The following is a 16017-nucleotide window of genomic DNA, read 5'->3' as shown; positions in this document are numbered from 1 at the left end:
GTTACTTATAAGACTCCAGCAGCCGTTTGAATACATCGCGGGAGCGCTCGATCTGGTCGACCGGCACGCTGTAGGAAAGGCGGAAATGGCCTCCCCTGCCAAAGCCCGAGCCGGGTACGATGAGCAGCCGGTAGTCCTGCGCAGCCTTCAGGCAAAACGCCACGTCGTCTGCGATCGGCGTCTTCGGGAACACGAAAAATCCGCCGAGCGGACGGACAAATTCGTAGCCCGCCTCTTGCAGCACATCGACCATCAGGTCGCGGCGCTCGCGATACTGCTCCTGGGGAACCCTCAGCGTATCCATTACGGCGATCGCGCGCTGAACGAGCACCGGCGCATTGACAAAGCCGAGCGTGCGCGTGCAATAGACAAGAGCCGCAACAAGCTTGCCGGCGTCCTCCAAAGAGGCGGGAACGCCGATGTAACCGAGACGCTCCCCGGCAAGCCCGAGGTCTTTGCTGAACGAGCTGGCCAACAGGGTGCGGCCGTAAGCTTGAAACGGATTAACCGCTTCGGCGTCGTAAATGAGTTGACCGTACGGATCGTCGCAGATCAAATAAATGGTTGTGCCGTACGTTTGCTCCGCCTGCCGCAGCGCCCCGCCAAGGGCGTTCAGCTCCTCCTGCACGAGCACCGAGCCGGTCGGATTGTGCGGCGTATTGATGAGCACTGCCCGCGTTTTCGCTGTAAGTGCTTTTCCAATTTCTTCTAAATCTAGCGAAAACGTTTCGCTCAGCGGGCAGCGAACGACGTTTCCGCCATGGTTGGCAATATAATTGTCGTACTCCACAAAGTAAGGCGTGAACAGAATCACTTCATCGCCCGGATCCAGAATCGACTTCATGACCACATTTAGCGCTCCGCCCGCGCCGACGCTCATGACGACCGTATCCGAGGTCATATCGGTTTGAAACCGGTCGTTCAGAAAGTCTGCGACTTTGGCCCGCGCCTCCGGCAGTCCCTGATTCGGAATGTAGCGGTGCTTGCCTTCCTTCTCCTCGAGCACGACGGACTGAAGCGCGCGCTGAAACGAAGCGGGAGGCTCGACGATCGGGTTGCCGAGGGAGAAATCGTACACGCTGTCGCTGCCGTACAAGCTTTTCAGACGGCTACCTTCCTCAAACAGTTTCCGGATCCAGCTTCCCTGCTCCAAATGATCGGCAATATAATTTGAAATCGTTCCCATTTATTGTTCCTCCAACGAATCTTAATGTCGCTTTACTATAATTTCAACATTGTACCCTGCATGTCCTTTTCCCGCCAGTATGCCGCCCGCAGCAAAAAAAGAAACCGGCGCATGACCGGCTTCAAACGATATGATTGATTCATCCCGTCAATCTCATCCGTTAATATTACCTGGCGGCCAACCGCAACGTCACGTTATCATTCACATCTTAACACAAAAAAGGACTCGTTCGGAAATCCGAACAAGTCCTTCTCGTCTATTATGAAGCCGCGTCGACATTCGCCGCCGCGCTTTCGGCCGGCTCTTTCGGCTCTTTCCTGCGCGTCACGCTCCGCCGTCCGTCGATGCTGACCGGGACATCCCCGTCGATCGTCACTCTGCGCACGACGCGGTGCTGGTCCCCGTAATCGTTAATGGCGTAATGCTGGGTGGCGCGGTTATCCCAAATGACGACGTCTCCAACCGACCAGCGCCAGCGCACCGTATTTTCAAGGCGTGTAATATGACTTTGCAGCAGCGACAGCAGCTGGGCGGAGTCCACCGAGGACAAGCCTACGATCTTTTGGGCAAAATGTCCGAGCAGCAGTGTACGTTCCCCGGTTTCCGGATGAACGCGAACGAGCGGATGCTCAGTCTCATACAGCGTGGATACAAACACTTCTTTATGATGCCGGAGCGCTTCTTCGGAAACCTTCTCCTTTCTGGAGGCATAATCGTAGGCGTTCGTATGGACCGCCCACAGCCGGTCGACGAGGTTCCGCAGCTCATCAGGCAGATGTTCATAAGCCGCCGCCGTATTCGCCCACACCGTATCGCCGCCGGAAGCCGGTACGACAACGGCGCGCAGGATGGACGCTTCCGGATAGGCGTCGACGAACGTCACGTCCGTATGCCAGGAGTCGGCGCGGCCGCCATGCGAGGAATCAAGCTCGAGCACATAATCGGTCCCCTGCTTGATCGGGACGGTCGGATGGGCCACCGGATTCCCAAGCACGCGTGCCAGCGCTTCCTGGCCGGCGTCGTCCAGATGGGTCTGCCCGCGGAAGAAGACCACCTTATGCTTAAGCAGCGCCTGCCGGATGGACGCAACCGTTTCTGCATCCAGATGCTCGCCGAGACGGACGCCGCGAATTTCCGCTCCGATTCGTCCCGCTACCGGAAGCACTTCCAAACCTGCATCAATCACATTGTTTTCGTTTACGCTCATATCCGTTACCTCCTTTTATTAGTGAAGCGATATATTGGACGCCCGCGCGTCCGCTAAGGCGCGCGATGCGGTGTTACCCATCTTCCATGGTCATGAAGAGGACGGCAGAGCGTTCCGCGCCTGGACCGCCGCATGAACGGGACGCTTCAGCCCGAGATTGTCTCTAAGCGTGCTTCCTTCATATTCGGTGCGGAACAAGCCGCGGCGCTGAAGCTCCGGTACGACAAGGTCGACAAAGTCCTCGAGACCGCCCGGCAAATACGGCGGCATAATGTTGAAGCCGTCCGCCGCGCCGCTTACAAACCACTCTTCCAACTGGTCGGCGATTTGCGCCGGCGTTCCTTTGATTTCACGGTGCCCGCGCGCCCCTGCGATGCGCTGGTAGAGCTGACGGATCGTAAGACCTTCCCGCTCCGCCAAATCCTTGAGCAGCGTGAACCGCGTTTTCCCGCCGTTGATCTGGTCCAGCTCCGGCAAATCCGGCAGCGGCCCGTCGACGGGATACGGCGAGAGATCGAAGCTGATCAGATTGGAGAGCAGGCTGACGCCCGCTTCCTGCGGAATCAAACGTTCGAGCAGCGCCTGCTTTTCGTCCGCCTCCTCCGCCGTGCGCCCGATAATCGGGAAAATGCCCGGCATAATCTTCAAATCTTCGGGCGAGCGGCCGTATTTAGCCAGCCGATCTTTCACATCGCGGTAGAAAAGCTGTGCTTCCTCCAGCGTTTGCCACGCCGTAAAGATGACTTCCGCCGTGCGCGCGGCCAGCTCTTTCCCCGGCTCCGACGATCCGGCCTGAATGACGACCGGGTGGCCCTGAATCGGGCGGGCTACATTGAGCGGCCCCTTGACCGAGAACCATTTCCCCTTATGGTTCAGCGTGTGCAGCTTGCTCCGGTCGGCGAATACCGCGTTATCTTTATCGAAAACGAAGGCATCGTCCTCCCAGCTGTCCCACAGCCCCGTCACCACATTCAGAAATTCGTCGGCCCGGTCATACCTGAGCGAATGGAGCAGATGTTGGTCTTTGCTGAAATTTTGCGCCTCCGCGGGATTCGCCGAGGTGACGACGTTCCACGCGGCGCGGCCGCCGCTCAAATGATCGAGCGAAGCGAATTTTCTCGCCACGTGAAACGGTTCGTTGTAGGTGGTGGATACCGTCGCGGCAAGCCCGACATGCTCCGTTACGGCGGACAGCGCGGAGAGAAGCGTAAGCGGCTCAGGTCGCACCGTTACGGTTTGGGCGACCGCTTCGGGATATTTCTCGTAAATCGCATTGCTGTCCGCGAGAAACACCATATCGAATTTTCCGCGCTCCGCGGTCTGGGCCAGCTTCTTGTAAAAGCGGAAGCTAAGCACTTCCGAAGCCGCCGTGTCCGGATACCTCCAGGCCGCGACATGGTGACCGGGCGTCATCAAGAAAGCGCCCAGCTTGATTTGCCTTTTTTCACCGCTCAATCAAAGTACCTCCTTGTCACAAAAAAGAATACATTCAACCGTTACCGGGACAATGCGGCAGACGCAAACTGGTTGGCGGGCCGGCTCAATCCGAAATGCTCACGCAGCGTCGTGCCGGTATACTCGGTGCGGAACAGGCCTCGGCGCTGCAGCTCGGGAACGACCTGCTGCGCAAACTCTTCAAGCCCGCCGGGCAAATACGGCGGCATCACGTTGAAGCCGTCGCTTCCCCCGCTCGTAAACCACTCCTCGAGCTGGTCCGCCACCTGCACGGCCGTCCCCGCAAACGTGCGGTGCCCGCGGCCGCCTGCAAGGCGGTGAATCAGCTGCCGGATCGTCAAATTTTCGCGCTGCGCCAAATCGGCCACCAGCTGGTACCTGCTCTTGTTGCCGTTGATTTGATCCACTCCCGGCAGCTCGGGAAGCGGGCCGTCGAGCGGATAGGTGTACAAATCGACCTTCAGCATCGTGGACAGCTGCTGCAGCCCGTACGCCGGCACGGTCAATTCGTTCAGCTCGCGCTCCTTCTCGATCGCTTCCGATTCCGTCTGTCCGATCACCGCGCATATGCCGGGCAATATTTTCAGCTGCTCCGGACTGCGTCCGTAGCGGACAAGCCTTGATTTGACATCGCTATAGAACGCCTGCGCTTCCGCCAGCGTTTGCTGGGCCGTGAAAATCGCTTCCGCGTACCTGGCGGCGAATTCTTTCCCGTCCTCTGAGGAACCGGCCTGCACGAGCACAGGGTAGCCTTGCGGCGACCTCGAAACGTTCAGCGGGCCGCTAACCTTAAACGAGTCTCCGGCATGATCAATTTCGTGTACCTTGGTGTCGTCCGCATAGGAGCCGGAGCTTCTGTCGATGACGATCGCGTCGTCCTCCCAGCTGTCCCACAGCTTCGTGGCCACCTGCACAAATTCGCTCGCCCGCTCATACCGTTTGCTGTGCTCCAGATGATCGTCTTTGCTGAAATTTCTCGCCTCGGCCTCGCCGCCGGACGTGACGATATTCCAGCCGGCGCGCCCTTTGCTGATATGATCGAGGGAAGCGAATTTCCGCGCCACATGGAAAGGCTCATTATACGTCGTCGATACGGTTCCGATCAGGCCGATCCGCTCCGTTACGGAAGCCAAAGCCGCGAGCAGCGTAAACGGCTCGAGTCCGATAAACGCGCCGTGCTTAATGTTTTTGCTCACGGCGAGTCCGTCCGCCAGAAACAGCGAGTCGAATTTCGCCTGCTCGGCGATTTGCGCCAGCCGCTGAAAATAGCGGATATCCGTAATATTGTGCGGCTCCGTACCCGGATGCCGCCACGCCGCCTCGTGATGGCCGGCGTTCATCAGAAACACGTTCAAATTCATTTGCCTCAACTGCTTGCCCACGAACGATCACTCACCTTTTTTCGAATAGTCGATATCATTGCTACTCGCTGTACGTTTGCTTCCAGGCCGTCAATTTTTTCTCCAGGTAGACAAGCGCATAGTTGATGATAAGGCCAATAACGGAGATGGACACGATGCCCGCGTACATTTCGGGAATTTGGAAGCTGAACTGCGTGTACTGGATCAAATAGCCGAGACCGGATTTGGCGCCGACCATTTCCGCCGCCACCAGCACAAGGATCGAGCTGGCTCCCGCCTGCCTGATTCCGACAAAGATGGTCGGAACCGAAGCCGGCAGTATTACTTTGCGGAATAAGCTGACGGACGATAACCCCATCGAACGGGCCGATTTGATCAGAAGCGGATCCACATTCCGCACGCCGCTGATCGTATTGAGCAGAAGCGGGAAGGCGCAGGCGTAGAAGACGATTGCGATTTTCGACGTTTCGCCGAGACCGAGGATCAGGATGAAAACCGGAAGAATGGCCAGCGCCGCCGTGTTGCGGAACAGCTCCAGCAGCGGATTCAAGTACTGCGCTACCGGCTTCCACCAGCCGATGGCGAGCCCGAGCGGAATGCTTACGAGCAATGCAAGGAAGAAACCGCCGAATGAACGGCCCAAGCTCGCTTTTGCATGATCGGCAAAGTCGCCCGATACGACCAGCTGCCACCATGCGCTTAACACTTCCGTCAAAGGAGGCAGAAACGTCACGTTGACGAAGCCGAGCCGCGGAGCCGCCTCCCAGACCGCCAGAAATACGAGGATGGCGATGGAAGCTTTGTAGCCGCGGTGCAGCTTGACCAGCGACCATTGCAGTGAATTCCCCCTTTCCTGTCCGGCGGTATTGCTTTTCTCCAGGCGAACCAGTGCTTCTCCTGCGCTTTTAGCCATGCTCAGCCGCTCCTTTGCCGTTTGATTTCAAATGACCTGCTTGCAAGCTTTTGCTAATCTCCTGCTCCTGCGCCTTGTGCACCTCATCCTTCAGCAAATCCCAGATCCGATGCCGCAGCTTCACAAATTCGGGATTCGAGCGCAGGTCTTCCTCCGACGTTCGCGCTTCAAACGGAATATCGATCACTTCCTTAATCCGTCCGGGCCGGGACGTCATAACCGCTACCCTTTGTCCCAAATAAACCGCTTCTTCGATGCCGTGCGTAATGAAAATGATCGTCTTCCTCGTCGCTTCCCAAATCCGCAGCAGCTCGCTTTGCAGCGTTTCGCGCGTCTGGGCGTCGAGCGCGGCGAACGGCTCATCCATCAGCAGCACATCCGGGTCGTAGGCAAGGCTTCTGGCGATGGCAATCCGCTGTTTCATTCCGCCCGACAGCTCGTGCGGATAGCGGTTCTCAAAGCCAGCCAGCCCGACAAGCCGGATGAACTGCTGTGCGATAGCTCTTCGTTCCTTTCTTGGAACGCCCTTCGTTTCCAGACCGAACTCAACATTGGCAAGCGCCGTTTTCCAAGGGAACAGCGCATATTGCTGGAACACGATGCCCCGGTCGAGATTAGGGCCGGTTATCGGTTTGCCGTCCAGCAGAATTTGTCCGCCGCTCGGCTTGGTCAACCCCGCCAGCAAATCAAGCAACGTCGATTTGCCGCAGCCCGATGGTCCGACGATGACCATAAATTCGCCCTGCTTTACATCCAGATTAATGTCCTGCAGAGCGGACACGGGCTGGGCCTCCTCCTTCAAATGTCCCAAATTGCGCTTGACCCGAAACGTTTTCTGCACCTGTTGAATGCTGATTTTGGCCGTCATATTCGTCATTCTCCTTTCTTCCGGGGAAAAAGGTTATTTCGCTTCGTTAAGATAAGGATTGAACTCATTGCTGAAGAGCTCCTTCCCATTCAGCTCTCCCTCTTTGAGGGTGCCTTCTTTGACAAGCCAATCGACCCACGTCGTAAACTCACTGTCATTGATTAAGCCGCCTTTGCCGGCGATCCCGGTGCTTTTCCAGAACTGCACCGTCTTCGTGTCCTCTTTACGGCCCCGGTTGTTGATGATCTTCTCGTAGCGGGCAATCACTTCGTCCCGCGGCGTCGTACGTGCCCATTCAATCGCTTTGGCTACCCCTTCGACGAATTTGCGGGCGGCGTTTGGATTTTCCTTGATGAATTTGTTCGTCAGTACATAGCTGCCTGCGCTGAACGTACCGAACAAGTCAATGTCCCGGAACAAGGGATGGATTCCGCCGCGCTCGAGCGCTTTATCCCGAAGCACGCCTCCCAGCGTGGCAACGTCGACCTGATTGGCTCGCAGCGTCTGCTCGCCCGTGACAGGCGGAACGACAACCAGCGTCACCTGCTTGATCTCCTCAGGCGTCAGCCCTTCCCGGTGCAGATACTCTTTAATGACAAACTCATGATGCGCTCCAAGCGTATTGACGGCGATTTTTTTGCCGATCAAATCTTTGGCCGTCTTGATCGGGCTGCCGTCCAGCACGTAATAGCCGGTCCACGTGTTATCGTCGACACCGTAGTAGGAAACAACCGGCGTAATCGGAGCTTTGGCCGCCAGCAGCTTGACAATTGCGCCGTTGAACGCGCCCCCGAAGTCGGTATCACCCGTCACGACGGACTGGATATCCTGCGGACCGCTGATCGTATTGCCGATAAACTTCAGCTTGAGCGGCGCCAGATAGCCGAGATCTTCAGCCAATTCGGGAAACGTAACCGCGCCGACGCTCCCTTGATATCGAAGTTCCGTTACCTCCAATCCCCCATTGTTCGCCGCGCTGGCTTTCGATGTTTCCTCTTTTCCGCATGCCGACAGCAGAAGAGAAGAAGCAGCGATAAGAGCGAGTGCCGTACTTGCGAACTTGCGAATACGATTAACCATTGTAAGAACCCTCCAAGACGTCGTTTTTAGTTTGCAATCATGGGAACGGTCAGGTAATCGATAAATGGGCGAAAAAAAAGACACGCATTCATCGCTTGATGACGGTGTCTCCGGAGGTCCGGTCGATTTTAATTCAGTTATTACCTACCGAAATACTATGATTTAAATGGATTATACGCCCTGAATGAATCCTCGTCAACCTTTTTCTAGGTAAAAATTTCGGTGTATTCCGAAATCTTCATTTGACGAAAATTTACAGGGTGAACAGCAGTGCTGGACAGTGGCGAGGAGCCCTCGAATATGGCTTACGAACCGAGTCATCGTTATTTATACATATTGAACCTGTTCCAAGTTATAACGAACCGTAGATTCACTATTCGATTCATATCGACTCGGTTGGATTTTTTTTATGAAATAATGATTGTAGGGTTCGTTATCGCTCAAAAAGTCTCATTATTCCTGAAATAACGGTTTTACGATTCCTTAAGCCAGTTTCATAAGGCGTTCGCTGTCGTTCACTCCTCGAAGCCCTCCCTACTTCAAGATTCTCCCAAACCCTGCGGCCATAACTAAACAAAAACGAGGCGGAAGAGCTGCTCCCACCCCGAAATTTTATAAATTCTACGCTAATGTAAAAAAGCCCGGCTTCCCGCCGGGCTTCAGTGTGCGGCCTATTCGTTCCCGCCGCCGCCAAGCGAGTGCCAAGCTTCGGCTGCCGCCTTCTGCTCCGCTTCCTTCTTCGTGCGGCCGATGCCGCTGCCGTAAGGCTCGTCGCCGATCCTCAGCTCGACGACAAATTCACGGTCATGCGCCGGTCCGCGCTCTTCCGCAATCCGGTATTCGACTGCTCCAAGCGTCAAATGCTGCGCGCGCTCCTGAAGCTTCGATTTGTAATCCTTCACCGACAAGCCGGCGACGCTGTCCATGCTGGAGAACAGATGAGCCGCCAGAAATTCGCGCGCCGCCTGAACGCCGCCATCCAAGTAGACGGCGCCGACAAACGCCTCGAACAGATCGGCGAGCAGCGCCGGACGCTGCCGCCCGCCAAGCTGCTCCTCGCCCCGGCCGAGCCTCACGTAAGAACCGAGCTCCAGCATTTCCGCAAAACGGGCAAGCGACGGCTCGCAAACGATGGAAGCGCGCATCCGGGTCAGCTCGCCTTCCGGACGCTCGGGATAAGTCGTATACAAATGCTCCGATACGAGCAGTTGGAGCACGGCATCGCCGAGAAATTCCAGCCGCTCGTTGTCGTCGATCGCGCTTCCTTTATGCTCGTTCACATACGAGGTATGGGTGAACGCCTGCTTGAGCAACTGCTGCTGCCGAAAACGAAGTCCAAGCCGCTGCTGCAGCTCTCCGAATCTGTCACGCTTCATACTTCTTCATGACAATGGTCGCATTGTGCCCGCCGAATCCGAACGAATTGGACAGCGCAATGCGCACGTCGGCCTCCCGCGGCTTATTCGGCACGTAATCGAGATCGCATTCTGGATCCTGGTCGTCCAGGTTAATCGTTGGCGCGATAACGCCGTTCTTCAGCGTCATGCCTAGAATGACGGCTTCGACGCCGCCGGCCGCCCCAAGCAGATGACCCGTCATCGACTTGGTCGAGCTGACGGCCACTTTATAGGCATGCTCGCCGAGCGTTTTCTTGATCGCAGTCGTCTCCGACTTGTCGCCGACCGGAGTCGACGTGCCGTGCGCGTTAATGTAATCCACTTCTTCCGGCGCAATGCCCGCGTCGCGAATCGCCATCTTCATGCAGCGCGCAGCACCGTCCGGATCGGGCTCGGTCATATGATGCGCGTCGCCGCTCAGGCCATAACCGATCACTTCCGCATAAATCCGGGCTCCGCGCGCAAGCGCATGCTCCAGCGTTTCCAGCACGAGCACGCCTGCGCCCTCGCCCATTACAAACCCGTCTCGGCCGGTATCGAACGGCCGGCTTGCCTTCTCCGGCTCGTCGTTGCGCACCGACATGGCGCGCATGGAACAAAAGCCGGATATGGCCATCGGCCGGATCGTCGCTTCCGCTCCGCCGCAGATCATCGCGTCGACATCGCCGCGCTGCAGCAATTTGAACGAGTCCCCGATCGAATGCGTGCCTGTGGCACATGCCGTTACGACCGTGCTGTTAGGGCCTTTGGCGCCCGTTGCCATCGACACCTGGCCCGAGGCCATGTTGGCGATCATCATCGGAATAAAGAACGGGCTTACGCGCCGGGGGCCCTTTTCCAGCAAAATGGTATGCTGCTCTTCCCATGTGCCGAGACCGCCAATGCCGGAGCCGATCATGACGCCGACACGCTCGGCATCGACGTTCTCGCCGATTTTAAGATCCGCATCCTTAATCGCCTGCAGGCTTGCCGCAAGTCCGAACTGCACGAAACGGTCCATCCTGCGGGCTTCTTTTTTATCTACGCCGTAATCCTCAAGGTTGAAATCTTTAATTTCTGCGGCTATTTTCGTCGGGTACTCGGATACGTCAAATCCTTCGATCATCGATACGCCCGATTTACATTCCATTAGATTGTTCCAAAACGTTTCCAATTCGGAACCGAGGGATGTGATAACTCCCATACCGGTAACGACTACTCGTTGTTTCATCTAAGCTCACCTCTACGAAACGCAATTTGGACGGATCGTCATGCAAGCCGCCTCTATTCTATAATCAAAAGCTTCAGCTTAAGCTTTACTCTCGTTTAAAAGGCAAATGGCCGCTCTTATGACCGGCCCGAGCTTGCCTATAAGCGGACGCCTGAGCGATGGTATCCGGCTCTCGGGTCCTTTGATGCAAATATTCCGGATGGAGAGAAGTCCCGTCGCGAAACGGGACTTTTGCAGAATTTACGTATGAGATTGTATGTAATTCACTACTTCTCCCACAGTGGTAATTTTCTCTGCGTCTTCATCAGAAATTTCCATATCGAACTCGTCTTCCAGTTCCATGACCAATTCGACGACGTCGAGAGAGTCAGCGCCCAGGTCTTCCTTAAAGGAAGCTTCCAGCGAGACCTCCGCTTCGTCAACGCCAAGGCGGTCGACGACAATACGTTTTACGCGATCCAATACATCGGACATCCGGTTCACCTCCTCCATGGTATTATACGAGAATTGAAGATAAAATGCCATACGCAAACGGTTTTATAAGCCCGGCGCCAGCAAAGGCCGGCATATGACGCGTTTATAACACGCCGTTTACATATACATTCCGCCGTCCACATGCAGCGTCTGACCCGTCATATAAGCGGCGGCGTCCGAAGCCAGGAAACGGACCGCAGCGGCAATGTCGGAGGGCTCTCCGAGGCGCGCCAGCGGAATTTGGCCGCTGAGCGATTCCCGCATTTCTGCGGACAGCTTATCGGTCATGTCCGTCTGGATAAATCCGGGCGCGACGCAGTTCACGGTAATCCCGCGCGAGGACAATTCTCTGGCCGACGCCTTCGTAAGCCCGATCACGCCTGCTTTGGCGGCGACATAGTTGGCCTGGCCGGGATTGCCAAGCACGCCGACAACCGATGAAATGTTAATGATGCGGCCGGACCGCTGCTTCATCATTTGACGGGTGACCGCTTTAATGCCGTTGAAGACGCCTTTCAGGTTCGTCTCGATCACCTGGTCAAACTCTTCTTCCTTCATGCGCATAATTAAATTATCTCTGGTAATTCCCGCGTTATTCACCAAAATGTCAAGCGAGCCGAATTTTCCAATAGTTTCCTTCACCATCTCGTCGAATTCGGACGATTTGCCTACGTTCGCTTTCAGCGTGATCGCCTTGCGGCCGAGCGCTTCGATCGCAGCGGCAGTTTCCGCAGCCGCAGTCTCGCTGCCCGAATAATTGACCGCCACGTCGGCGCCCGCCTCCGCAAGCGCAATCGCGATCGCGCGTCCGATGCCGCGGGAAGCTCCTGTAACAAGCGCGGTCTTACCCGTTAAATCCGCAAACATGCAAGAACCCCCTTTTTCGTTAAAAAATAACCCATCTGATTCCAGCCCTCCCCTGCTCCGAAAGCAGGGTATACCCGCTCTAAGAGCCGCGCAGGGCGGCATGAAATCTAATGTACTGCCGAATGACCCGTTCTAAAGTTTATTCGGTCAGAGCAGCCAACGCCGCCGCGCTGTTCACCGAGATGACGCGGACGGATTTGTCCGTCTTTTTGATCAAGCCGGCAAGCACCGTACCGGATCCGATCTCCACGAACGTGTCGACGCCTTGAGCGATCAGCCAGCGGACGGTATCTTCCCACTGCACCGGGGAATATACCTGCTCGACCAGCAGCCGGCGGATCTCATCCTTGGCCGTGACGGGCTGTGCCGTTACATTGGCGACGACCGGCACTGCCGCATCGGAGAACGTGACGTTCTCGAGCACAGCCGCCAGCTTCTCGGCAGCCGGTTTCATCAGCGAGGAGTGAAACGGTCCGCTTACCTCGAGCGGGATGACGCGTTTTGCGCCGGCTTCTTTCCCGCGCTCGACTACCGCGGCTACGCCGGCCGCCGTACCCGACACGACAATCTGTCCCGGGCAGTTCACATTGGCCAGCTCAACGGCTCCCGTCTCAGCGGAGACGGACGCGCACAGGGCGGACAGCGCATCCCGTTCCGCTCCGAGCACGGCCGCCATCGCGCCCTGTCCGCCCGGCACCGCCTGTTCCATAAACTCCCCGCGCGCCCGCACAATGCGTACCGCGTCCGTAAAGGAGAGCGCTCCGGCCGCGACGAGCGCGCTGTATTCGCCCAGGCTGTGACCCGCCGCATAATCGGCGGTGAGCCCGCTTTCCTTCAGCGCCTCAAGCAGCGCCGCGCTTACCGTCAGCAGCGCAGGCTGCGTATTTGCGGTTTGCTTTAAGGCGTCGTCGGGACCTTCGAAAATAAGATCGCTAAGCTTAAATCCGAGCGCCGCGTCGGCTTGATCAAACACCGCTTTAGCGCTCTGAACCGTTTCATATACGTCCTTCCCCATACCGACCGCTTGCGCGCCCTGTCCGGGAAATACAAATGCCGTCTTGCCCATCGTCGACCCCCTTCTGACATTGTCCTGCTTTTTTCTCAATTTGAATTTTCACACAACCCGGATCACCAAACGAGAACGGATGCGCCCCAGGTGAGGCCCCCGCCGAATCCGACCAGCACGATGCAGTCGCCTTCCTTAATCCGGTTTTCCTCCACCGCTTCCGCCAGCGCCACGGGAATCGAGGCTGCGGACATGTTGCCGTAGCGGCCCAAGTTGATCATGGCTTTATCTTCCGACAGCTCAAGCCGGTTCAGCGCCGACTGGATGATGCGGATGTTGGCCTGATGCGGGACGAGCAAATCGATATCGCCTTTGCCCATGCCCGCTTTGCGCAGCGCTTCTTCGGCCGCCGATCCCATAATGCGGACGGCGAATTTGAACACTTCACTTCCCGCCATATACAAATAATGCTTTTTGGCGGCCACGCTCTCAGCAGTTGCCGGGATCCGCGACCCGCCGCCGCTCAGCTGCAGCAGTTCCGCGCCCGCTCCGTCTGCGCCAAGCTCGAACGACTTAAAGCCGCGGCCTTCCGGCACTTGTCCGAGCACGACCGCACCCGCGCCGTCGCCGAACAGAATGCATGTGTTGCGGTCGGTGTAATCCGTAATGCGAGACAAACACTCGGCACCGATGACCAGCGCATTTTTATACATGCCGGTAGAGATCATGCTCGAGGCTGTCGCGAGCCCGTAAATAAATCCCGAGCAGGCGGCCGACAAATCGAATGCCGCCGCTCGCTTCGCTCCGAGCTTCTCTTGAACGAGGCAGGCTGTGGAAGGGAAAAACATATCCGGCGTAATCGTCGCAACGATAATGAGATCCACATCTTCCGCCGCCAGTTCGGCTGCATCCAGCGCCTTCTCCGCCGCTTTAATCGCCAGATCGGAGGTCGCCTCCTCGGGGGATACGATTCTGCGCTCGCGGATGCCGGTCCGCGTTACGATCCACTCATCGTTCGTATCCACCATTTGTTCCAGTTCTCGATTCGTTAATATTCGGTCCGGAACGTGTTTTCCCGTTCCGATAATCCCCACAGGATGGACATTCATGAGGTCACACTCACTTCCCGCTAATTTCCTTTGCTATCGTTTCAATCAGCTGCGTCTCCATCGCGATCCGCGCCTGACGGACGGCGTTCTTAACCGCCATCGCATCCGAAGAGCCATGACATTTTACAACCAGACTGTTAAGCCCGAGCAGCGGCGCTCCGCCATGGTGCTTATAGTCCATCTTGTTGCGGAGCTGCCTAAGTCCGGGCATCATGATGGCTCCCGCCAGCTTCGTCAGCCACGAACGGGTGAACGCCTTCCGCAGCTCTTTCATGAGCGGTCCGGCCGTTCCTTCCATCGCCTTCAGCAATATATTGCCCGCAAATCCGTCGCATACGAGCACGTCGCACGGACGTTCCAGCACGTCGCGCGCCTCGACATTGCCGACAAAATGAACCGGCGCCGCTTGCAGCAGCTCAAATGCCGCTTTCGACATCTCATTGCCCTTCATCGGTTCCGTTCCGACGTTGAGCAATCCGACTCGCGGCCCCGCGATGCCGTGCACTTTCTCCCTGTATATGCTGCCCATAATGGCGTACTGCAGCAGATGCTCCGGCTTCGCGTCCATATTGGCGCCCAAATCAAGGGCGAGCATGCCCCCATCGTCCATCGTCGGCAGCATAGGCGCAAGCGCCGGGCGCTCAATGCCTTCCATCCGGCCGATGATCAGCAGGCCGGCCGTCATCAGCGCCCCCGTGTTGCCTGCAGACAGCAGCGCATCGGCGTTACCCTCGCGGACAAGACGGGCCGCCACAACCATCGAAGCGTTTTTTTTGCGCCGCACCGCTTTAACCGGCTCTTCGTCCGATTCGATAATCTCATCCGCATGGATGATTTCGAGGTTCGGCAAACTTTCGCCTTTCAAGTAGGCTTTGACCTCATCCTCCCGTCCGACGAGCAGAAGCCTTGTATCCGGCCATTCACGCGCCGCTTCAATAGCTCCCTGCACAATCAACTCGGGTGCATGGTCTCCACCCATCGCATCAATGGCGATCCGCACGTTCGTCTCCTCCTTCTTGACTGACCGTTTCCCCTGCGGATCGATAAATGACAAAATAGCCTTGAAACACCATCTCATCGCCGACGTAAGTAAACACGTCCACCTTCGCCTTGCTCCGTTCCCCGGCGCCCGAGCGGACATACGCTTTAGCAATGCATTTTTCTCCAAGCCTTACCGACCGCAAGAAACGGATATCCGCCGTTGCCGTCAGGGCGATTTCATCATTTATGACCGCAACCGCAAGCGAATTCGCCTGGGCGAAAACATGATGACCGCGGGCAATGCCCGTACGCGAAAACAAATGCTCTTCTCGGATTTCGAACACGGAAATGGCGCTGCGGTCGAGCTGCAAATCGACGACATCGCCGATCACTTCGTCAAGCGGCAGCGATTTTACCGGATCGTAAGACCTCTCCGCCATCACCTTCAGCCGCTCGCGCAGCTCGGGTATGCCGAGCTCCATCCTGTCAAGCCTGATCGTCTGTATGCTTACTTTAAGCTGTCTTGTCAGCTCCCGGTCCGTTATAAAAGGATTCTCCTCGATCAACCGGGCCAGCAGCTGGTGCCGCTGCTTCTTCGGTAAACGTTCCATCGTCGGCACCGCCTTTGCCATGTTCCCGCAAGATGAGACTCGCGCTCTCGTTTCCGAACAGAAGAATATCGAGTCCGCTCAGCCTTTTTCAAATGAATGTACAATTTCGTTTCGCCATGATTAACGTCCGTTATTATTACCAGGTACCAATTCAGTATATAGAAAAATCATCCCCGCCGCAACGCTTGCCGCAGCCGGCTCGTCTTCGGGAAGGTTTCGGGAGTGCATAATCGGGCAAAAAAATAGCACTTCATCCAAAGATGAAGTACTACTTCATTGCAAATGATACGCC

General features: G+C 56.7%; 15 protein-coding genes. All 15 read right to left on the bottom strand.

Annotated elements, in window-relative coordinates; all coding sequences use genetic code 11:
- Position 1: 1 nt before the first annotated feature.
- The 15 genes from VN24_RS20665 to fapR all read right to left on the bottom strand — a co-directional run bounded on the left by VN24_RS20665 (position 2) and on the right by fapR (position 15725).
- On the bottom strand, positions 2-1186 hold the full coding sequence (locus VN24_RS20665) for a pyridoxal phosphate-dependent aminotransferase (protein ID WP_045671963.1): 1185 nt from the start codon (positions 1184-1186) through the stop codon (positions 2-4).
- Positions 1187-1445: 259 nt separating this feature from the next.
- Positions 1446-2393, bottom strand: a complete 948-nt coding sequence (locus tag VN24_RS20660; RefSeq protein WP_045671962.1) for a TauD/TfdA dioxygenase family protein — start codon at positions 2391-2393, stop codon at positions 1446-1448.
- A 90-nt stretch (positions 2394-2483) separates the two neighbouring features.
- Entirely contained in the window at positions 2484-3848 is a 1365-nt protein-coding gene (locus tag VN24_RS20655) for an LLM class flavin-dependent oxidoreductase (protein WP_045671961.1), read from the bottom strand.
- Positions 3849-3889: 41 nt separating this feature from the next.
- Positions 3890-5230 (bottom strand): LLM class flavin-dependent oxidoreductase, encoded by a 1341-nt coding sequence (locus VN24_RS20650; RefSeq protein ID WP_238590742.1) that lies wholly within the window; start codon positions 5228-5230, stop codon positions 3890-3892.
- 40 nt (positions 5231-5270) lie between these two features.
- Entirely contained in the window at positions 5271-6122 is an 852-nt protein-coding gene (locus VN24_RS20645; protein ID WP_045671960.1) for an ABC transporter permease, read from the bottom strand.
- On the bottom strand, positions 6115-6990 hold the full coding sequence (locus VN24_RS20640) for an ABC transporter ATP-binding protein (RefSeq protein WP_045671959.1): 876 nt from the start codon (positions 6988-6990) through the stop codon (positions 6115-6117). Before VN24_RS20640 ends, VN24_RS20645 begins: the two co-directional genes overlap by 8 nt.
- Before the next feature lie 33 nt (positions 6991-7023).
- A complete protein-coding gene (locus VN24_RS20635) occupies positions 7024-8070 on the bottom strand; it encodes an ABC transporter substrate-binding protein (RefSeq protein WP_045671958.1) in 1047 nt (348 codons plus the stop codon).
- Positions 8071-8741: 671 nt separating this feature from the next.
- A complete protein-coding gene (gene rnc, locus VN24_RS20630; RefSeq protein ID WP_045671957.1) occupies positions 8742-9446 on the bottom strand; it encodes a ribonuclease III in 705 nt (234 codons plus the stop codon).
- On the bottom strand, positions 9436-10677 hold the full coding sequence (gene fabF, locus VN24_RS20625; protein WP_045671956.1) for a beta-ketoacyl-ACP synthase II: 1242 nt from the start codon (positions 10675-10677) through the stop codon (positions 9436-9438). Before fabF ends, rnc begins: the two co-directional genes overlap by 11 nt.
- A gap of 240 nt (positions 10678-10917) precedes the next feature.
- The gene (gene acpP / locus VN24_RS20620) at positions 10918-11151 is read right to left on the bottom strand and encodes an acyl carrier protein (protein ID WP_045671955.1); all 234 of its coding nucleotides are present in this window, start codon (positions 11149-11151) and stop codon (positions 10918-10920) included.
- A 117-nt stretch (positions 11152-11268) separates the two neighbouring features.
- Entirely contained in the window at positions 11269-12018 is a 750-nt protein-coding gene (fabG, locus tag VN24_RS20615) for a 3-oxoacyl-[acyl-carrier-protein] reductase (RefSeq protein ID WP_045671954.1), read from the bottom strand.
- Positions 12019-12157: 139 nt separating this feature from the next.
- The gene (gene fabD / locus VN24_RS20610) at positions 12158-13084 is read right to left on the bottom strand and encodes an ACP S-malonyltransferase (RefSeq protein WP_045671953.1); all 927 of its coding nucleotides are present in this window, start codon (positions 13082-13084) and stop codon (positions 12158-12160) included.
- Between the two features lie 62 nt (positions 13085-13146).
- On the bottom strand, positions 13147-14133 hold the full coding sequence (locus tag VN24_RS20605; protein WP_045671952.1) for a beta-ketoacyl-ACP synthase III: 987 nt from the start codon (positions 14131-14133) through the stop codon (positions 13147-13149).
- Positions 14134-14143: 10 nt separating this feature from the next.
- Positions 14144-15133, bottom strand: a complete 990-nt coding sequence (plsX, locus tag VN24_RS20600) for a phosphate acyltransferase PlsX (RefSeq protein ID WP_045671951.1) — start codon at positions 15131-15133, stop codon at positions 14144-14146.
- On the bottom strand, positions 15117-15725 hold the full coding sequence (gene fapR, locus VN24_RS20595; RefSeq protein ID WP_045671950.1) for a transcription factor FapR: 609 nt from the start codon (positions 15723-15725) through the stop codon (positions 15117-15119). The genes plsX and fapR overlap by 17 nt, the downstream gene beginning before the upstream one ends.
- Between the last annotated feature and the right edge of the window lie 292 nt (positions 15726-16017).

Source organism: Paenibacillus beijingensis (assembly GCF_000961095.1).
Taxonomy (GTDB): domain Bacteria; phylum Bacillota; class Bacilli; order Paenibacillales; family Paenibacillaceae; genus Paenibacillus_O; species Paenibacillus_O beijingensis.
Note: the sequence above shows the minus strand (reverse complement) of the source record. Positions and strands in the feature narration are given on the sequence as shown.